The organism is Bacillus cereus group sp. RP37 (assembly GCF_040459695.1).
Lineage (GTDB): Bacteria > Bacillota > Bacilli > Bacillales > Bacillaceae_G > Bacillus_A.
Genome location: NZ_JARVHP010000001.1, coordinates 3,265,568 through 3,282,458, shown reverse-complemented (window position 1 = coordinate 3,282,458; position 16,891 = coordinate 3,265,568). Strand labels below are relative to the sequence as shown.

The window sequence follows — 16,891 nt, the reverse complement described above, 5'->3', positions numbered from 1 at the left end:
CAAATAAATATTCGAGGTGAATACATGCTAGATTTTAAGCAGTTAGATGCTTGTTTGAAAGACAAGAGATTTGTAGATGGATTACAGGAAATAAATAAAGAAATTTCATATATAAAAGAAACGAATACTTTATCTTATGTGAAAAAGTGGCTTGCTAATATTTCTTCACATGAGGAGTTTGATATATTAATTCGCCTTACTGATGAAGGGCTTATGCACCAATACAGTTCATTCCTCATTCGCTACGCCTACAAAAAATTCCCAAATATGAGAACGCTCTCTTTATATTGTGATGAGTTAATTGATGAGCGGAAAATACTTGAAGTAGAACAGTTGTTAAAAGAATCATTAGAAGAGGTAAATAAAGAAGAAATAGAAGCTGATCTTTTAGCGAAAACGTATTTTACGTTAGTACGATGTCTGTTGGAAATGAAACGAAATGAAGAAGCACTAATCTATATGCAAAAGGCAGAGGAGTACAGTGCACGTGCCGTATTTGATAAATGGGGCTACGTCTATATGCATACAGGTGAATGGGAGAAAGCAGAAGAACAATTTATAGCTGGCATGCAGCATAAAGATTGTGAAGAGTTATCGACCTATTTATTATCACAGTTATATGCGAATCAAGGAGAACAAAAACGTGCATTACAGCTAATCGATGATGCAATTGTAAAGTTCCCGCAAGTACCATATTTTCATTTTGAAAAGGTAAAATATTTATTAGATTTAGAGAAGTATGAGGAGATGTTAGCGGTAATAGATAACATAAACAATCAGCTTCCTTATCATGCGTATAAAACTTATTTTGTACATTTACATGCAGAAGCACTTTACAAAATGAATAAACTTATAGATTTACAACAGTTATTAAAAGAAGAAAAAAGTTTAAAAGAGTCTTTATATCATAATTTAGAAAAAAATCCAGATGGAAAAAAGGTTCATTTACCGATAGTTCCAATTGTACAAAAGGATAATTACTGTGTTCCGACAAGTTTAGAAATGATGTTGCAGTTATGGGGAGAAAAACGTACGCAAGATGAAATAGCAGAGTTTATTTTTGATATGACAGGATCGAAGTTTTCAGATACTGTTTCTTATTTAGAAGAATTAGGTTATGAATATCGTTATTTTAAAGGGAATGAGGAAAATTATAAGAGACTACTGGATGAAGGGATTCCTGTTTTATTAAGTATAGACATTGAGCATGCTTCACATGTGCAAGTATTATCTGGATATGATGATACGTTACAAGCTTTTTATGTTCAAGACCCGAACTTTATAGAACCAGTTATTGTGGAATATAGTAAGCTACAAGAAAAATATCGTTATACAGGCTGTTTAGCGATTACGTTTGTTCCGAAAGAAAAGAAGGAAAAACTATCATTTTTAAATGAAGAAGAGAATCATTATTTTAAATCTGTTTTTTCTCTTACGGATCATTTAGATGAACATGATAAAGAGGGGATTCATAACTTAATACAATTTTTAAAAGAGACGAGTGATAATCCGAATACGTGGCTATATACGGTTAAGCATTTAGATGTGGAAGTAGATAACGAGTTTATTTTATCTTGTATTGAAAAGTTAACGGAGAGGTTTCCGAACTCAGATTTTGTTAAATTGCATGGTGCGCAGTGTTTTATTCGCCTTCAAGAATTAGAAAAAGCTGGGCAAATGCTCGCGAGTGTTGAGAAGAAAAATAATCGTGCTTTATATCATTTAATAAACGGAAGATATGCTTTTGAACAGGAAAGTTATATAGAGGCGATTTCCAGTTTTCGTTACTCCTTACAATTAGACGCAGATCAGCCGATTGCTTGGAGTTTTCTCGCTTTATCATATATGTATATCGATCAATTGGAAAAGGCGTTGCAGTTTTCTCAAGTAGCTTTAGAGCGTAGTCCTGAAAGATTCACTTTAACGAATCACGGGTTAATATTGATAGATTTAGAAAGATATGAAGAAGCGTATGAAATCTTTAATGATTTGTTAAGAGAGTATAAAAATGAGGCACATGTATGGTATGAGCGAGCGAGATGTGCGCATCATTTAGGGAAATTATATTTAGCGGTAAAAGGGCTTAAAATAGCGATTCATTTGGATAGTAATGCATCTTACATTTATACGAAACTTTCGGAAATATACGAATCTGATTTGGAGGATGAGGAAAGTACGAAAGAAATTTTATTAAAGGGTATTGAGAATTGTGACGATAAAGCACCTCTATACGTAAAATTGGGTGACTATCATTTTCAAAATGATAGTCTGGAAGAAGCAGAAACATTGTATAAGCGTGCTTTAGAAGAAAATCATGATGACGTTTATTCTCACTTCGGACTTACGCAAGTTTATATGGCGAAAGAACAATACAAGGAAGCAAAAGAATATATTCTCGGTATTGAAAAACAAATTGAAAAGAGCCAAGATTTTCTTATGAATGCGGGAATGGTTTTATGGGATGCTGAGGTTGAACTTGGTGGAAATGAAGAAGGGTTTAAAGTAGCATTGTCTAAGTTAGAGAGTGGTATAAAGCAGAGTGAATACAATGTAGCAAGTGCGTTAGATGAATATGTGAACCGAATTAAAGGAACGGTATTTGTACAAAGAGGTATAGCATTCTTAAGAACTTTACACAAAGAAAGAAATGAAGTAAGTGAATACGGTTGTTATACAGGTATTTTATATGAATCTATTGGACAGTACGGACAAGCAATGAAAAGATATAATAAGGCAATAGAACAAAAGGAAACGGCATTACCTTATTACCGAATTGGTGAAACACTTATGGCATTAGGGCAATTGACAGAAGCAAAGCAAGCGTATGAAACTTGTTTAGAGCTTGATGGGAATTTCGTCGGTGTACATTTACAGCTTGCGGAAATATACGAAAAAGAAGAAAACCGTTCTAAAGAACAAAGTCATATGGTTCAGGCGATGAAAGAAGAGCCGTTGCATATTAATATGGAATATTTGGCACAGATTTCAGTAGAAATGAATCTTCAGGAAGAATTGTTGACTGAACTAGAACAATTAGCGGACGAAGTACCTGAAATATGGCGATTAGATGCGATCGCATATGTGTATGGAGCAATGGATGAAATAGATAAAGAACAGGCATGGATTGAAGAGGCGCTACAATTAGATGGTGAGCATACAGAAGTTCTAAATCATTATGCAAAAGTGTTAGTGAAAAAAAGAAATGCAAAAGCAATTGAAATTGCAATGAAAGTGATACAAAAAGATGTAAATAATGAACGTATATTTGATGTATATGTAAAAGCGATAGAGCAACATAAGAAATTGTCTAACATACGAGATTTTCTTCATACATTAAAAGTGAAAAAGGCAGAAAGAAGTATGGCATTTATGTATGCTGCATCTGCAGTTACGGAAAGATGGATTGAACGTCAACAAAAGGAACAGCCGAAGAAATCCATAATTACGAGAGCTTTTTATCATATGAAAAACCGTGCAAAAGAAATTTCGATTATTACTACAATCATTGATTTATATGAACTTTCGTTAAAGTTAAATCCGAAAAATAGTATGGCAGCGCAGCGATTTGCACTATTTTACGAGAATGTGACGATGTATAAAGAGGCGATAGACGTATTGCAAACATCGTTAGAAAGTAAATGGGATTATGATGTAGCGAAGCAACTTGTAAATCTTTTCATAGCGTGTGAGGAAGAAGATATGTTACGGGATGCTTCGGAATTAACGAAGCAGATGGTTCGAGAGTTACCAGATGATTATGATACACTTCTTTTACAAGCACAAGTATTCTTTAAAATAGGTGAAGAAAGAAAAGCAGAGAAGATTACCTTACAATTAACGGAGCAAACACCGTTTGTAAGTAGAGCGTTCCTTGCTTTAGGAGAAATATATCAAAGTCAAGAAAGGTTTGAAGAGGCAATTCATGTGTTAGAAAATGCTTCTATACATCATCCAAATGAAACAGCAATTCTTCTTTCTTTAGCATCTTCATATCATGGTTCCGGCCAAACACTAAAGGCAGAAAAAATAACAAATGAAGTATTAATAATTGATGCGAGTGATTTGTTAGCAAGATATGATCGTGCTTGTTATTTAGCGCGGTTAAACAGAAATGAAGAGGCGAAGGAAGAACTTGAAATTGTCCTTCGTGAGGATGAGTCGGGATTTTTTGCTGAACTTATCGAGGATAAAGAAAATTTAGCAGCATTGCGAGAATTTGAAAAGTAATTGTATAAGAAAAGCGAAAAAGGGTATAAATAAAAATATATTTCGAATTAGTTGACAATTCATTGCCCAATGGCATAGAATAGCTTTTAACAAAGTATACAAATCTGAAGACGAGAAAGAGTAAAATAATGAACTGTTCCCCAGAGAGCCGGTATGTTGCTGAAAACCGGTGTGCAGACGTTATTTGAAAATCATCTCCGAGGAGCCGAGGCTGAAATAAGTAAGCCCGGACGGGTGTCTACCGTTACAAAGAACACGTATGATAGTACGTTGCTAAGTGCTATTAGTGAAGAGCTAATAGAATTAGGGTGGTATCGCGGGTAAGCCCGTCCCTACTTTATAGGGACGGGTTTTTTGTGTGCTTTTTTAAAAAATTCAAAGGAGTGATTGTACATGAAAAAAGTAGATGTAAAAGAGTCAGCTGTAGGGAGAGAAACACGTATTCGTAAGCAGTGGAACGAGCAAAGTATTTTCGAGCAATCAATTCAGAATCGAGAAGGCGCACAGTCTTTCGTATTTTATGAAGGACCACCAACGGCGAACGGTTTACCACACGTCGGGCATGCACTTGGACGGACAATTAAAGATGTAGTAGCAAGATATAAAACGATGGCTGGTTATAAAGTTTTAAGAAAAGCGGGATGGGATACACACGGTTTACCTGTAGAATTAGGTGTTGAGAAACAACTCGGTATTTCAGGTAAACATGAAATCGAAGAGTATGGCATTGAACCGTTTATTCAAAAGTGTAAAGAGAGTATATTCACATATGAGAAGCAGTGGCGTGAATTCACTGAAAGCATCGGTTATTGGGTAGATATGGATGATCCATACGTTACGTTAGAGAATCCATATATCGAAAGTGTATGGCATATTTTAGGGACGATTCATGAAAAAGGACTATTGTATAAAGGGCACAGAGTTTCTCCATATTGCCCAAGCTGTCAAACATCTCTTAGTTCACACGAAGTTGCACAAGGGTATAAAACAGTAAAAGATTTAAGTGCAACAGTTAAATTTAAAGTGAAAGATAGTGAAAATGAATATTTCCTAGGTTGGACAACAACACCTTGGACACTTCCGGCAAATGTTGCGCTCGCTGTACATCCAAATTTGGAATACGTGAAAGCGAAACAAGAAGGTCATGTATACATTGTTGCGAAAGAACGTGTACAAGATGTATTAAAAGAAAACTATGAAGTACTATCTGTTCATAAAGGAGAAGAATTAGTAAATACATCTTATACAGCACCATTTCCAATGAAAGAAGTTACAAATGGCTACCACGTTATCGCGGCAGATTTCGTAACGGCAGATAGTGGTACAGGACTCGTTCATATTGCTCCAGCATATGGGGAGGACGATTATAGAGTCGTTCAAAGTGAAGGATTGTCATTCTTACATGTTGTAGATGAAAAAGGTGAGTATACAGAAGCAGTACCATTTTTAAAAGGGAAATTTGTAAAAGATTGTGATGTGGATATCGTTCGTTATTTAGCGAAGGAAGGTTTACTATATCATAAAGAAAAGTATGAGCATAGCTACCCACATTGCTGGCGCTGTGATTCACCACTCCTTTATTATGCAGGAGAGAGTTGGTTAATCCGAACAACTGCAATTAAGGATACATTTTTACAAAATAACGATTCTGTTACTTGGTATCCAGATCATATGAAACATGGACGCTTTGGTAAGTTTTTAGAAAACATGGTGGACTGGAACATTAGCCGAAATAGATATTGGGGAACACCATTAAATGTATGGGAATGTGAAAGTTGTGATCATCAATTCGCACCGAAAAGCATTGCTGATTTAAGAAAGCATAGTACGAAAGAAACACCTGAAGATTTAGAATTGCATAAGCCGTATGTAGATGAAGTGCAAGTTTGTTGCGAAAAATGCGGAAGTACAATGAATCGTACACCAGAAGTGATTGATGTTTGGTTTGATAGTGGTTCCATGCCGTTTGCGCAATATCATTATCCATTTGAAAATAAAGAGTTATTTGAAGAACAGTTTCCAGCGGATGTTATTGCAGAAGGAATTGATCAAACACGCGGATGGTTTTATAGTTTATTAGCAGTATCAGCACTATACACAGGAAAAGTGCCTTATAAACGAGTGTTATCACTAGGGCATGTTCTAGATGAAGAAGGACAGAAGATGTCTAAAAGTAAAGGGAATGCACTAGATCCAGTTGATTTAGTAAATCAGTTTGGTGCAGATGCTTTAAGATGGGCGCTACTCGTTGACAGTGCTCCGTGGAATGCGAAGCGTTTTTCTGAAAGAACAGTACTGGAAGCAAAATCTAAATTTATAGATACATTAGTCAATGTGTATAGTTTCTACGTTTTATATGCAAATTTAGATGAGTATAAACCGAATGAAACATATGATGTAAAGCGGACGAAATTGGATGAATGGGTATTATCAAGGCTGCATAGCACAACGAAAAAAGTAAGAACAGCACTTGATGATTATCAATTTACGAATGCAGCTCGTGAAATCGCGGCGCTTGTAGATGAAGTAAGTAACTGGTACGTAAGGCGATCACGTAATCGTTTCTGGGAATCTGGTATGAATGCTGAAAAAGCAGCTGCGTATGAGACACTTCATGAAGTGCTTGTGACAATTAGTAAATTGATTGCACCATTTACACCGTTTGTCGCTGAAGATATTCATTTAAATTTAACTGGAAGTAGCGTTCATTTAGAGGATTATCCAGTTGTAAATGAATCACTACTTCAGCCGAAATTAGAAGCAGAAATGGATGCAGTTTTACAAGTTGTTGAACTTGGAAGAAGTAACCGTAATCAGCATTCTTTAAAAGTAAAACAGCCGTTAGCGGAACTTGTATTACTTGAGCATAATGAAAATGATATGGATTGGGAATCTTATCGTGATATCGTTATGGATGAGTTAAATGTGAAGGCGTTCCATGTTGAACTCGATGAAACGAAATACACGTCATATCAATTGAAGTTGAATTTTAAAACAGCTGGGCCGAAGTTTGGAAAAAATGTGAATGCAGTAAATGGCTGGCTAAAACAATTATCACAAGAAGAAGTGCAAAACTTTGTATCTACGGAAAGAGCAGTTTACGAAGTAGCACCAGGAGAAGAAGTAGTTGTAACAGCTGAAGATGTATTAGTAGAGAAATTTGCGAAATCAGGATTCTCTAATACAACTAACGGAAAATATACAGTTATGTTAGATACGAATGTAACGGAAGGATTGTTACAAGAAGGAGTAGCGCGTGAATTCATTCGCGCTGTTCAAGAATATCGCAAGCAGTTGAATTTACCAGTTAATTTACGAGTTGATGTTATTCTTGATACTGAGGAAGAACTACAGCGAACGTTAACGAATCATAAAGATTTATTGGAAGAAAACTTACTCGTTAAACAATTTACATTTGATCATTTAACGAATGCAGATGATGAACTTTCTTTAGGCGAGACAAAAGTCCGAATTAAATTAAGCGCAGCTCATTAAAGAAAAAGGAAGTTGGATTGATTCCAACTTCCTTTTTGTATGATGTGAATTTATCCGGCTAATTTCCTCATAATCCATTCGATAGGACCTCTAGAAAATTTCTTTCTCCATAAAACACTAATTAAAATGCTGAAACTGAAAAATGCAATAGCAAATAATAAAACGAATAGTAATGATTGATGTTCCATTCTATTTAATAGAATTAATGTCCCGATACCGATAAATACATGACTTACATAATGAGTTAATGTTAATTGGCCTGTTTGTATAATAGAAGTAACAAACCAATTCATTTCATATTTTTCAGCAATATAGAGGCAAATGATTAATGTAGCAATAGCGGATCCTGTAGCAGATAAAATATATAATACATTTGGTAAGATGGGTCCTGTATTAAACAAAAATGTGGCTGCCTCTTTGCCGATGTATGGAATAAAGAAGTATGTAAGCCCTTTTGATAAAATTTCTGTCAGTATTGTGGTTGTAATACCGAGTAAGAGTAATCCTTTTCTAATTTTTTTATTATGAAGATCTAGCCTGCCAATTATCATACCGATTAAGAAGAACGAAAACCAAGGGAAAATAGGGTGATAACCATTAAAGAATAAATTGCGAAGAAAACCTTGTATTGTCCAGAAGTCTACATAGTTTATAAATGGAGTTGGACCTTCCCAGCCTTCGAAGGGATTGAAAGTAAGCTGAAGATATTGTGCGATTAATAAAATAATGATAGAAAGAAAAAGTAATAGTTTTTTACGTACTGTAATGAGGAATGCAGCGACGAAAAGATAAACACCGTAGTAGTGTAATATATCCCCAGTCCACTCCATTATATAGAGTAGTAATCCTAAAATAAATAAGAATAGTGACCGTTTCCATATGATCTTTCGGCTATTAGAAATTTTTATTTTTTCATTGCTAGCAACAGCTGACCTAGTCATTAAAGTTATACCGATGCCTGCAAGTATAACAAACAAGGCAGAAGCTCTACCTTCAAAAAGTGACATGAAGGTTATTAAAAATGGAGGACCATTTCCTTCTGCACCCGTTATCACCATGAAATTAACAAGTAACATACCAAACATCGCCCAAGCTCTAGCAAAATCTAAGCCGATAATGCGCTTTTTTGTATTCACTTCAATCCCTTCTTTCAAAAATGCTATTTATAGCTTCAATCCAAATTTGTTTATAATCTATATTTACATCAATCATCATAAAATTCCCGATATTATCAAGCACTAGTGCTAACATATGAGCTTTTGAAATTAGATTTTCTTTTTCAATTAATTGAAGTTCATTTGCTTTTATTAGGAGTACTTCAAAGCCGTTTAAATATTCTGTTTGCACAGTAAGTAATCGATCTTTGTACATATTGTTTCTTGAAGATAGTAATACATATTCTTGCAACACACGATTAAAATAAGGGTCGTTTCGCTGTTCATCAATTATTTTAAGGCCAATTGCAATACATTTTTCAATAAAATTTGTTTTCGTAAACTCTTCCGTATGAAAATACAAAGAGAACTGCATAGCTTTACATAATTCAGTAAACATACATTCAATTAAGGCATCTTTAGATTTAAAGTAGTAATATATAGAGGGTTTTGCGATACCAACTTCCTCAGCAATCATCGTATAAGTTGTTTTAGCAATACCATACTTTGCAAAAAGGCGATAACTTGCTTCCATTATTGAAGAGAGTGTTTCTTCACTTTTACTCATAATCGATCCTCCTAAAAAAAGGTTATTTAAATTGTATCATTCATAATCGGTTTTTTCAACCTACCGTTAGGTAAAAAACAACCTATTTTTTTCACAGTCATATGAAAAATTTCATGGGTAAGGAATGAATTAAGAAATTTATTTCTAAAGTATTGTTTTTACTTTACACATAAATATTGAGAAAATTTCACTCACCCTAAATGGAAAGGTAATAGAATTGTTTAGAGAGAATTACTCGTAGATTCAATTTTTATCCCCCCATTTTGTGGGGAATGATTGCCTAGTGGTAATGGGATAAGGTTGAGCTACTTTATTAGGGGGAGTGGTTCTATGTTTAATAAAAAAATGGTGGCAATGGCAATGACAGTACCGTTAGTAATGGGGACAATTTCTACGGTTTCGGCATTGGAAAAACAGCAGCAAGTAAAGCTAGAGGCTTATTCGCCACAGAAAAAAGCAACTGAATATTTAAAAGAAAATGCTGCGCAGTATGGATTGAAAACAGACCTTTCAGACTTGCAATATATTTCTACAACAGAAACGTCAGTAGCTTCATATGTTAGGTTCCAACAAGTTGTGAATGGTGCACCTGTATTTTCAAAACAAATTACAGTTACTCTTAACGGAGAGGGAAAGGGAGTACTTGCTGTTTCTGATTATCAATCGGTCAAAGGTGTGAAGGAAGTAACGACAAAAATTAGTGAAAAAGATGCAATACAAAAATCAATGGCGTATGTTGGAGAAGCAAGTGAGCAAAACTTATGGGCTCCTACAGAGAAAGAATTCGGATATATTGTTGAAGAGGGAATTGCTCGTCCAGTATATAAAGTGGTAGTCCATTCTAATAATCCATTTGGTGCATGGGAAACATTTATTGACGCAGAAAATGGAAAATTAATTAAAAAGGTTGATATAAACCGAAAAGCTGAAGGGTCAGGAAAAGTATTTTTACCTAATCCGGTCGTATCTAGTGGTAGTAAAACAGGAGTAAAAGATAATAATGATGCGGATTCAACAGCACTAACGAATCAATTGAAAACTGTTACGTTAAAAGGTTTAGATGGGACAGGGTTTTTAATTGGAGAGTATGTAACGATTTCTTCAAAAGCAAAAACGAAATCTACAAACTTACAATTTAACTATACACGTGCAAATGATAGCTTTGAAGATGTGATGTCGTATTATCATATCGACACATTGCAACGTTACATTCAAAGTCTAGGGTTTAAAAATATTAATAATCGTTCCATCAAAGTAAATGTGAATGGAACGACAGCTGATAACTCATTCTATTCACCGTCAACGAAAGCTTTAACTTTCGGTACTGGCGGAGTAGATGATGCAGAAGATGCTGGTATTATCGCACATGAATACGGGCATTCGATTCAAGATAACCAAGTTCCTGGCTTTGGTAGTTCAGCAGAAGGCGGAGCGATGGGAGAAGGATTTGGCGACTTCTTAGGTGCTACGTATGAAGATGCAGTATCGACTACAGGATATGGAAAAGCATGTGTTGGAGAATGGGATGCGACTGCTTATTCTAGTTCAGATCCAACGTGCTTACGCCGATTAGATACGAATAAAGTGTATCCAAGAGATATAACGAATGAAGTACACGATGATGGGGAAATTTGGGCACAAGGCCAATACGAAATGGCACAAGCTTTTGGCCGTGATGTAGCAACGAAAATTATTTTACAATCACATTGGTCATTAACACCTAACTCTAAATTCAGTGATGGTGCAAAAGCGATTAAGCAAGCGGATGCTCTTTTATATGGCGGACAACATGCTGCTGATATCGATCGTATTTGGACAGCGAGAGGAATTAGTACGAATTAATATAAAAAGTCGTGGCATTTTATAAGCCACGACTTTTTACATTTGCTTAAGTACTGGTACTAGTAAAATAAGCTATATGGATGATAATGTGAATTTATCCGCATCCGTTTATTTTTTCTCGTCTTTAAAAACAAAATGCTCTTTAAATTTTCTAGACTCAACTTTTTGACCGTTTCTCATGGAGCGGAAAGGGTGTTCTTGCCAAGTAATGATTACATCAACCTCATTTGCTTTTGTAGAAACAGGGAAATTAGCATGTTTAAATCCGGTTTTCCCGCTTGCGAGACGACTTTCTTTTCGTGAAAAGAGTTCGTGTTTTGTTTTCGTATTTGGTTCATTACGAAAGACTTCGACTTGTACGTTATATACTTCACTGTTTCCAACATTTTTTACTGAAAATTGATAGGTTTGAAATTCATCTTTTTTAGCTTGAAGCATATTTTTGCTTATTTTTTTGGGTTCATCAATATTCACTTGCCATTGATCAGAGTTTTGGGAGATTGGTAAAGATTTTGGTGAATAGGCGTACGTTTCATTTACTACAATTAGGCATAACAAAAGAAGAAAGAAACTAATCGCTTTTTTCATATAAACACCTCGCTGTAAAATTTTTATTAATATGCGTAATTAAAATAGATAATATGTAATTAAATGGAAATAAGGTGATACTTTGATTCAAATGAATTTGAAAAAACTTGAAGAAGTAGTAAATGGAGAAGGACTAAAAGAATCGTTTTATCATATAGAAATACATGGTGTCTGTATAGATTCCAAAAACATTAAAGAAGGAAATTTATTCGTTCCAATCATTAGGGTGAAAGATGGGCATGAGTATGTGAAAGAGGCAATGGATAATGGAGCTATCGCTTCCTTATGGAAAAAGTCTTACGGTACTCCGCCAAAAGGGATTCCAATTATATTTGTAGATGACACTTTGTTTGCTTTGCAACAATTGGCACAATTTTATCGAAGAGAGATAAATGTAAAAGTAATCGGTATTACAGGTAGTAATGGAAAGACAACAGTGAAAGATATAATAGGAGGCGTTTTAAGTTCAACTTATAGAGTGCATAAAACGAAGGGTAATTTAAACAGTCAAATTGGTTTACCACTAACGATTTTAGAAGTGAAACAAGATACAGAGTTTTTAATACTTGAAATGGGAATGAGTGAAAAAGGACAAATTCGAAATCTATCACGAATAGCACAGCCAGATGTAGCAATCATTACAATGATTGGACAGTCTCATTTAGAAACGCTTGGATCTGGAGAAGAGATTGCGAAGGCTAAATTGGAAATTGTAGAAGGATTAAAAGACGATGGACTGTTTTTATATAATGGTGATGAGCCATTGCTTTCCCGAAATAATAATATGCTAGATATAAAATGTAAATCGTTTGGTGAAAAAGACACAAACGATTTGTATCCCAATAATGTACAATTAGATGAATATGGTGTTCACTTTAAATTAAATGGTTCAACAAAAGTGCAGTATGATGTTCCTTTACATGGAAAGCATAATATTTTAAATGCGATCATTGGAATAGCTGTAGGACGATTTTATAATGTCTCTACGGAAAAAATACAAGAATCGATGCAGCAAATAAATATTACTAATATGCGTTTTCAGTTTCTAACTGCTAAAACAGGTTTCACCATTATTAACGATGCATGGAATGCTAGTCCTTCTTCCATGAAGGCTGCAATTGAGACGTTAGTGAAATTAAATGCCTATGAGAAAAAAATTATAGTGATTGGGGATATGTTGGAGTTAGGGAAGAAAGCTGAAACATATCATAGAGAAATTGGTAAAATGTTAAATGAAGAGAGCATTCAATATGTATTTACGTATGGGGAGTTAGCTGAAACTGTAGTGGAAGAAGCAAGAAAGAACTATCATACAGGAAAAGTACAGTCATTTGATAATAAAGCCAAAATAGCAGAGGAAGTCTTAAAAGTTATAACAAAAAAGGATGTCGTATTATTAAAAGGCTCACGTGGAATGGCTTTAGAGGAGATTGTACAAAACTGGATGTGAAAAATTTAAATATATTTAAAAATTACTTGCATTTTATAAAGTGAAGAGATAGAATACTCTGTAAATATAAAAAGTGATGATCAGGAAAAGTACATGATGCAAAGGTCTACAGAGAGCAATCGGTTGCTGGGAAGATTGCGATACCGCATAATGGAAAGACACCTGTGAGTGTTGCTTTGAACGTGATAATTAGTAAAAGCAAACGGTACCTACCGTTATCAGGGCTAAGATGGTCATTATGACAATTTGGGTGGTACCGCGGAAAAATCCGTCCCTATTTATAGGGGCGGATTTTTGTATTCTTTGAAAGGAGGTGAGTGACCGTGGATGATGACGATGACAACAATAACGTAAATAAATATAAAATTACTGGAGGGAAATGTAATGAATTCAATAATGAAGCGTTCACTCACAAAAGAATGTACGGAGCAAAGCGGAAAGGTTGTATTACTTCAAGGGTGGGTAAAAAAGATTCGTCATCTAGGTAATGTTAGTTTTTTATTATTACGGGATAGAACAGGAGTAATTCAATGTGTATTAGAAAACGAGTTAGCTGGATATAAAGTAGATGTCGAAAGTGTCGTGCAAGTAGTTGGTGAAATTGTGGAGACTTCGAAAACAGAATTAGGGGTTGAAGTGCTTGCTCAAGAAGTGAAAATATTAAATGGCGCAGAACAACTTCCATTTGAAATAAATAAAAAGAAGTTACAAGTTGGCTTAGATCAACTACTGAATGAGCGGGTATTATCATTAAGGCATGAGAGAACCGCGGCGATATTTAAAGTGAAATCTACGCTCGTTCAGAGTTTTAGTGAATTTCTTATAGGAAACGATTTCACACGTATATTTACTCCGAAAATTGTTTCGCAAGGGGCAGAAGGAGGAGCGAATGTTTTTAAGCTTCCATACTTCCAAAAAGAAGCTTATTTAGCGCAATCACCACAGTTTTATAAACAAATGATGGTAGCTGGAGGGTTAGAACGTGTTTTTGAAGTTGCACCTGTTTACAGAGCGGAACATCATAATTCTTCTCGTCATTTAAATGAATATATATCATTAGATGTAGAGCTTGGGTTTATTCGTGATTTTCATGAAGTGATGCAATTAGAAACGGATGTTTTACGATATATGTTTCAACAAGTAGCAAAAAACTGTGAAAAAGAACTACAACTATTACAAATAGAAGTACCTGACATTACTGAAATACCGAAAATCACATTGTTAGAGGCGCAAGAAATTTTGAAAAGTAAGTACCGGAAAGAGTCTCCAATTGGGGATTTAGATACAGAAGGTGAAAAGTTACTAGGGAAATATGTGAAGGAAACATATAATAGTGAATTTGTTTTCATTACACATTATCCGAAAGAAGCGAGACCGATGTATACGATGCCGAATAACGAGAATTCAGCAATTACTGATTCGTTCGACTTACTATATAAAGGATTAGAAATAACATCAGGGGCACAGCGAATTCATCATTATGATATGTTACTTGCCTCTTTTAAAGAAAAAGGATTACATCCACATACATTTCAATCTTATTTAAATACATTCCGATATGGTTGTCCTCCGCATGGCGGTTTTGGAATTGGATTAGAGAGAGTTGTATACAAACTATTAGAATTAACAAATGTACGAGAGGCGAGTGCTTTTCCAAGGGACTGTACAAGACTTATCCCTTAATAATAGGGGGAGGAAATGTATCCGTTGTACTATTTCATATTACAACGGATTTTTATTTCTTCGTTAATATAATTCCGCACTTTCTCATCAAATTTTAATATATCCCTTGACAGTTACAAATATAACAGATATACTTCATATTAATTTCAAAAGAAAATATATTCTAAATATTAAAATGTGTTGAATAGGAGTAGTAAGGTCGTATATTTGTACAGAGAGCTATGGGTTGGTGTGACATAGTCAAATGACATCCTGAACTCGCCTAGGAGCAGTAAGGTGGAACGGAATCACATTCTTAGTAAATCTTAACGGTTAACCTTCGATATTAGGTTTGTAATCAAACGATTACTACTAAGGTGGATTCATAATGGAATCAATAAGGGTGGTACCGCGTTAAGTAAATGGCTTAGCGTCTCTTTATATAAAGAGATGCTGAGCCATTTTTTATTTTATAGAAAAAGAAATGGAGGGTTTATTTGGATTGGTTTATAAAATTTAATTATTTATATAAAATGATTTAATTAGGAGGAAAATAAGATGAAACAGACGGAGCAATGGACTTCGAAATTAGGTTTTATAATGGCTGCAGCAGGATCAGCAATTGGACTAGGTGCAATATGGAAGTTTCCTTATATCGCCGGGAAGAGCGGGGGAGGAGCATTCTTTTTAATCTTTATATTATTTACTGTATTAATTGGACTACCACTACTTATAGCTGAATTTATGATTGGACGCAGTACACAGAAACAAGCAGTTGGAGCATTTAAAAGTATCGCACCAAATTCAGGATGGCATTGGATTGGACGTCTTGGGGTTGGGACTTGTTTTATATTACTTTCATTTTATAGTGTTGTAGGTGGATGGGTACTAATTTATTTATTCAGAGGAGTAACTGGACAACTTATAACTCCGGGACAAAATTACGGTTCGTTATTTACTGAAACAATTGGAAATCCCGCTTGGGCGATTATGGGGCATTTTGCTTTTATGTTCATTACGATTTGGGTTGTATCAAAGGGTGTACAAAATGGAATTGAAAAAGCAAGTAAATATATGCTACCAGCATTGTTCGTTTTATTTGTCGCTCTTATTATTCGCTCGTTAACACTTGATAATGCAATGCAAGGTGTGAAGTTTTTCTTACAACCAGATTTCTCAAAGATTACTTCAGAAAGTATTTTGTTCGCAATGGGCCAATCATTCTTTGCGATTAGCATAGGAATTTCGATTATGGTTACGTATAGTTCGTATTTAAATAAAAAAGAAAGTTTACCAAAATCAGCAATAACAATTGTTGGATTGAATTTATTTGTTTCACTATTTGCAGGTCTTGCTATTTTTCCGGCCGTATTTTCATTAGGAATGGAGCCAACAGAAGGGCCTGGATTACTATTTATCGTATTACCATCAGTATTTAGTCAAATTCCATTCGGTGGGTTTTTCTTAACAGTATTTCTCGCACTATTTACATTTGCGACATTAACATCAGCATTTTCTCTATTAGAGACAGTTGTTTCAGCATTAGCAAATGGTGAACAAGAAAGAAGAACGAAATTATCATGGATGATCGGTTTCAGCATTTTCTTAGTGGGTATACCATCCGCACTATCATTTGGAGTATGGAGTGATATTACGATTTTTGGAAAAAATATTTTTGATGCAGTAGACTTTTTATCTAGTAATATATTAATGCCACTCGGAGCGCTATTTATTAGTATTTTCGTTTCATTCAAAATGGAAAAAAAGGTGCAAGAAGCAGAGTTTTTTGTAGGTGGAAATTATGGAAAGAAAGTATTTACTTGTTGGGCGTTTTTACTTCGATTTGTAGCGCCACTTGCAATAATCATCGTCTTTTTAAATGTAATAGGAATTATTTAATGTCAA

General features: G+C 34.7%; 9 protein-coding genes and 3 other annotated features. Of the genes, 6 read left to right on the top strand and 3 right to left on the bottom strand.

Annotated elements, in window-relative coordinates; all coding sequences use genetic code 11:
• Nucleotides 1-24 precede the first annotated feature (24 nt).
• On the top strand, nucleotides 25-4,227 hold the full coding sequence (locus QCI44_RS17365; protein ID WP_016134355.1) for a bacteriocin-processing peptidase family protein: 4,203 nt from the start codon (nucleotides 25-27) through the stop codon (nucleotides 4,225-4,227).
• Between the two features lie 98 nt (nucleotides 4,228-4,325).
• Nucleotides 4,326-4,564 (top strand) — a binding site (T-box leader).
• 56 nt (nucleotides 4,565-4,620) lie between these two features.
• The gene (gene ileS / locus QCI44_RS17360; RefSeq protein ID WP_353811350.1) at nucleotides 4,621-7,722 is read left to right on the top strand and encodes an isoleucine--tRNA ligase; all 3,102 of its coding nucleotides are present in this window, start codon (nucleotides 4,621-4,623) and stop codon (nucleotides 7,720-7,722) included.
• A 50-nt stretch (nucleotides 7,723-7,772) separates the two neighbouring features.
• On the opposite strand, the gene QCI44_RS17355 is transcribed toward ileS, so the two are convergent.
• Both QCI44_RS17355 and QCI44_RS17350 read right to left on the bottom strand, forming a co-directional pair.
• Entirely contained in the window at nucleotides 7,773-8,858 is a 1,086-nt protein-coding gene (locus QCI44_RS17355; RefSeq protein ID WP_016134357.1) for a DUF418 domain-containing protein, read from the bottom strand.
• A 1-nt stretch (nucleotide 8,859) separates the two neighbouring features.
• Nucleotides 8,860-9,444 carry a TetR/AcrR family transcriptional regulator gene (locus QCI44_RS17350; RefSeq protein ID WP_016134358.1) on the bottom strand — a complete coding sequence of 195 codons (585 nt, stop codon included), beginning with the start codon at nucleotides 9,442-9,444 and terminating at the stop codon, nucleotides 8,860-8,862.
• Nucleotides 9,445-9,774: 330 nt separating this feature from the next.
• Here QCI44_RS17350 and QCI44_RS17345 point away from each other — a divergent pair, with 330 nt between their 5' ends.
• Nucleotides 9,775-11,286, top strand: coding sequence for a M36 family metallopeptidase (locus tag QCI44_RS17345; protein ID WP_353811349.1), 1,512 nt, complete (start codon nucleotides 9,775-9,777; stop codon nucleotides 11,284-11,286).
• 108 nt (nucleotides 11,287-11,394) lie between these two features.
• Here QCI44_RS17345 and QCI44_RS17340 read toward each other — a convergent pair whose 3' ends face one another.
• Nucleotides 11,395-11,874, bottom strand: a complete 480-nt coding sequence (locus QCI44_RS17340) for a hypothetical protein (RefSeq protein WP_016134360.1) — start codon at nucleotides 11,872-11,874, stop codon at nucleotides 11,395-11,397.
• Nucleotides 11,875-11,956: 82 nt separating this feature from the next.
• Between QCI44_RS17340 and QCI44_RS17335 the strand changes: the two genes are divergently transcribed.
• The 3 genes from QCI44_RS17335 to QCI44_RS17325 all read left to right on the top strand — a co-directional run bounded on the left by QCI44_RS17335 (nucleotide 11,957) and on the right by QCI44_RS17325 (nucleotide 16,885).
• Nucleotides 11,957-13,324 carry a UDP-N-acetylmuramoyl-tripeptide--D-alanyl-D-alanine ligase gene (locus QCI44_RS17335; RefSeq protein WP_016134361.1) on the top strand — a complete coding sequence of 456 codons (1,368 nt, stop codon included), beginning with the start codon at nucleotides 11,957-11,959 and terminating at the stop codon, nucleotides 13,322-13,324.
• 67 nt (nucleotides 13,325-13,391) lie between these two features.
• Nucleotides 13,392-13,603, top strand: a binding site (T-box leader).
• Nucleotides 13,604-13,708: 105 nt separating this feature from the next.
• Nucleotides 13,709-15,007: an aspartate--tRNA(Asn) ligase gene (gene aspS, locus QCI44_RS17330; protein WP_016134362.1), complete on the top strand. Its 1,299-nt coding sequence runs from the start codon at nucleotides 13,709-13,711 to the stop codon at nucleotides 15,005-15,007.
• Between the two features lie 171 nt (nucleotides 15,008-15,178).
• Nucleotides 15,179-15,427, top strand: a binding site (T-box leader).
• Between the two features lie 117 nt (nucleotides 15,428-15,544).
• Nucleotides 15,545-16,885 carry a sodium-dependent transporter gene (locus tag QCI44_RS17325; RefSeq protein WP_016134363.1) on the top strand — a complete coding sequence of 447 codons (1,341 nt, stop codon included), beginning with the start codon at nucleotides 15,545-15,547 and terminating at the stop codon, nucleotides 16,883-16,885.
• The last annotated feature ends 6 nt before the right edge of the window (nucleotides 16,886-16,891 follow it).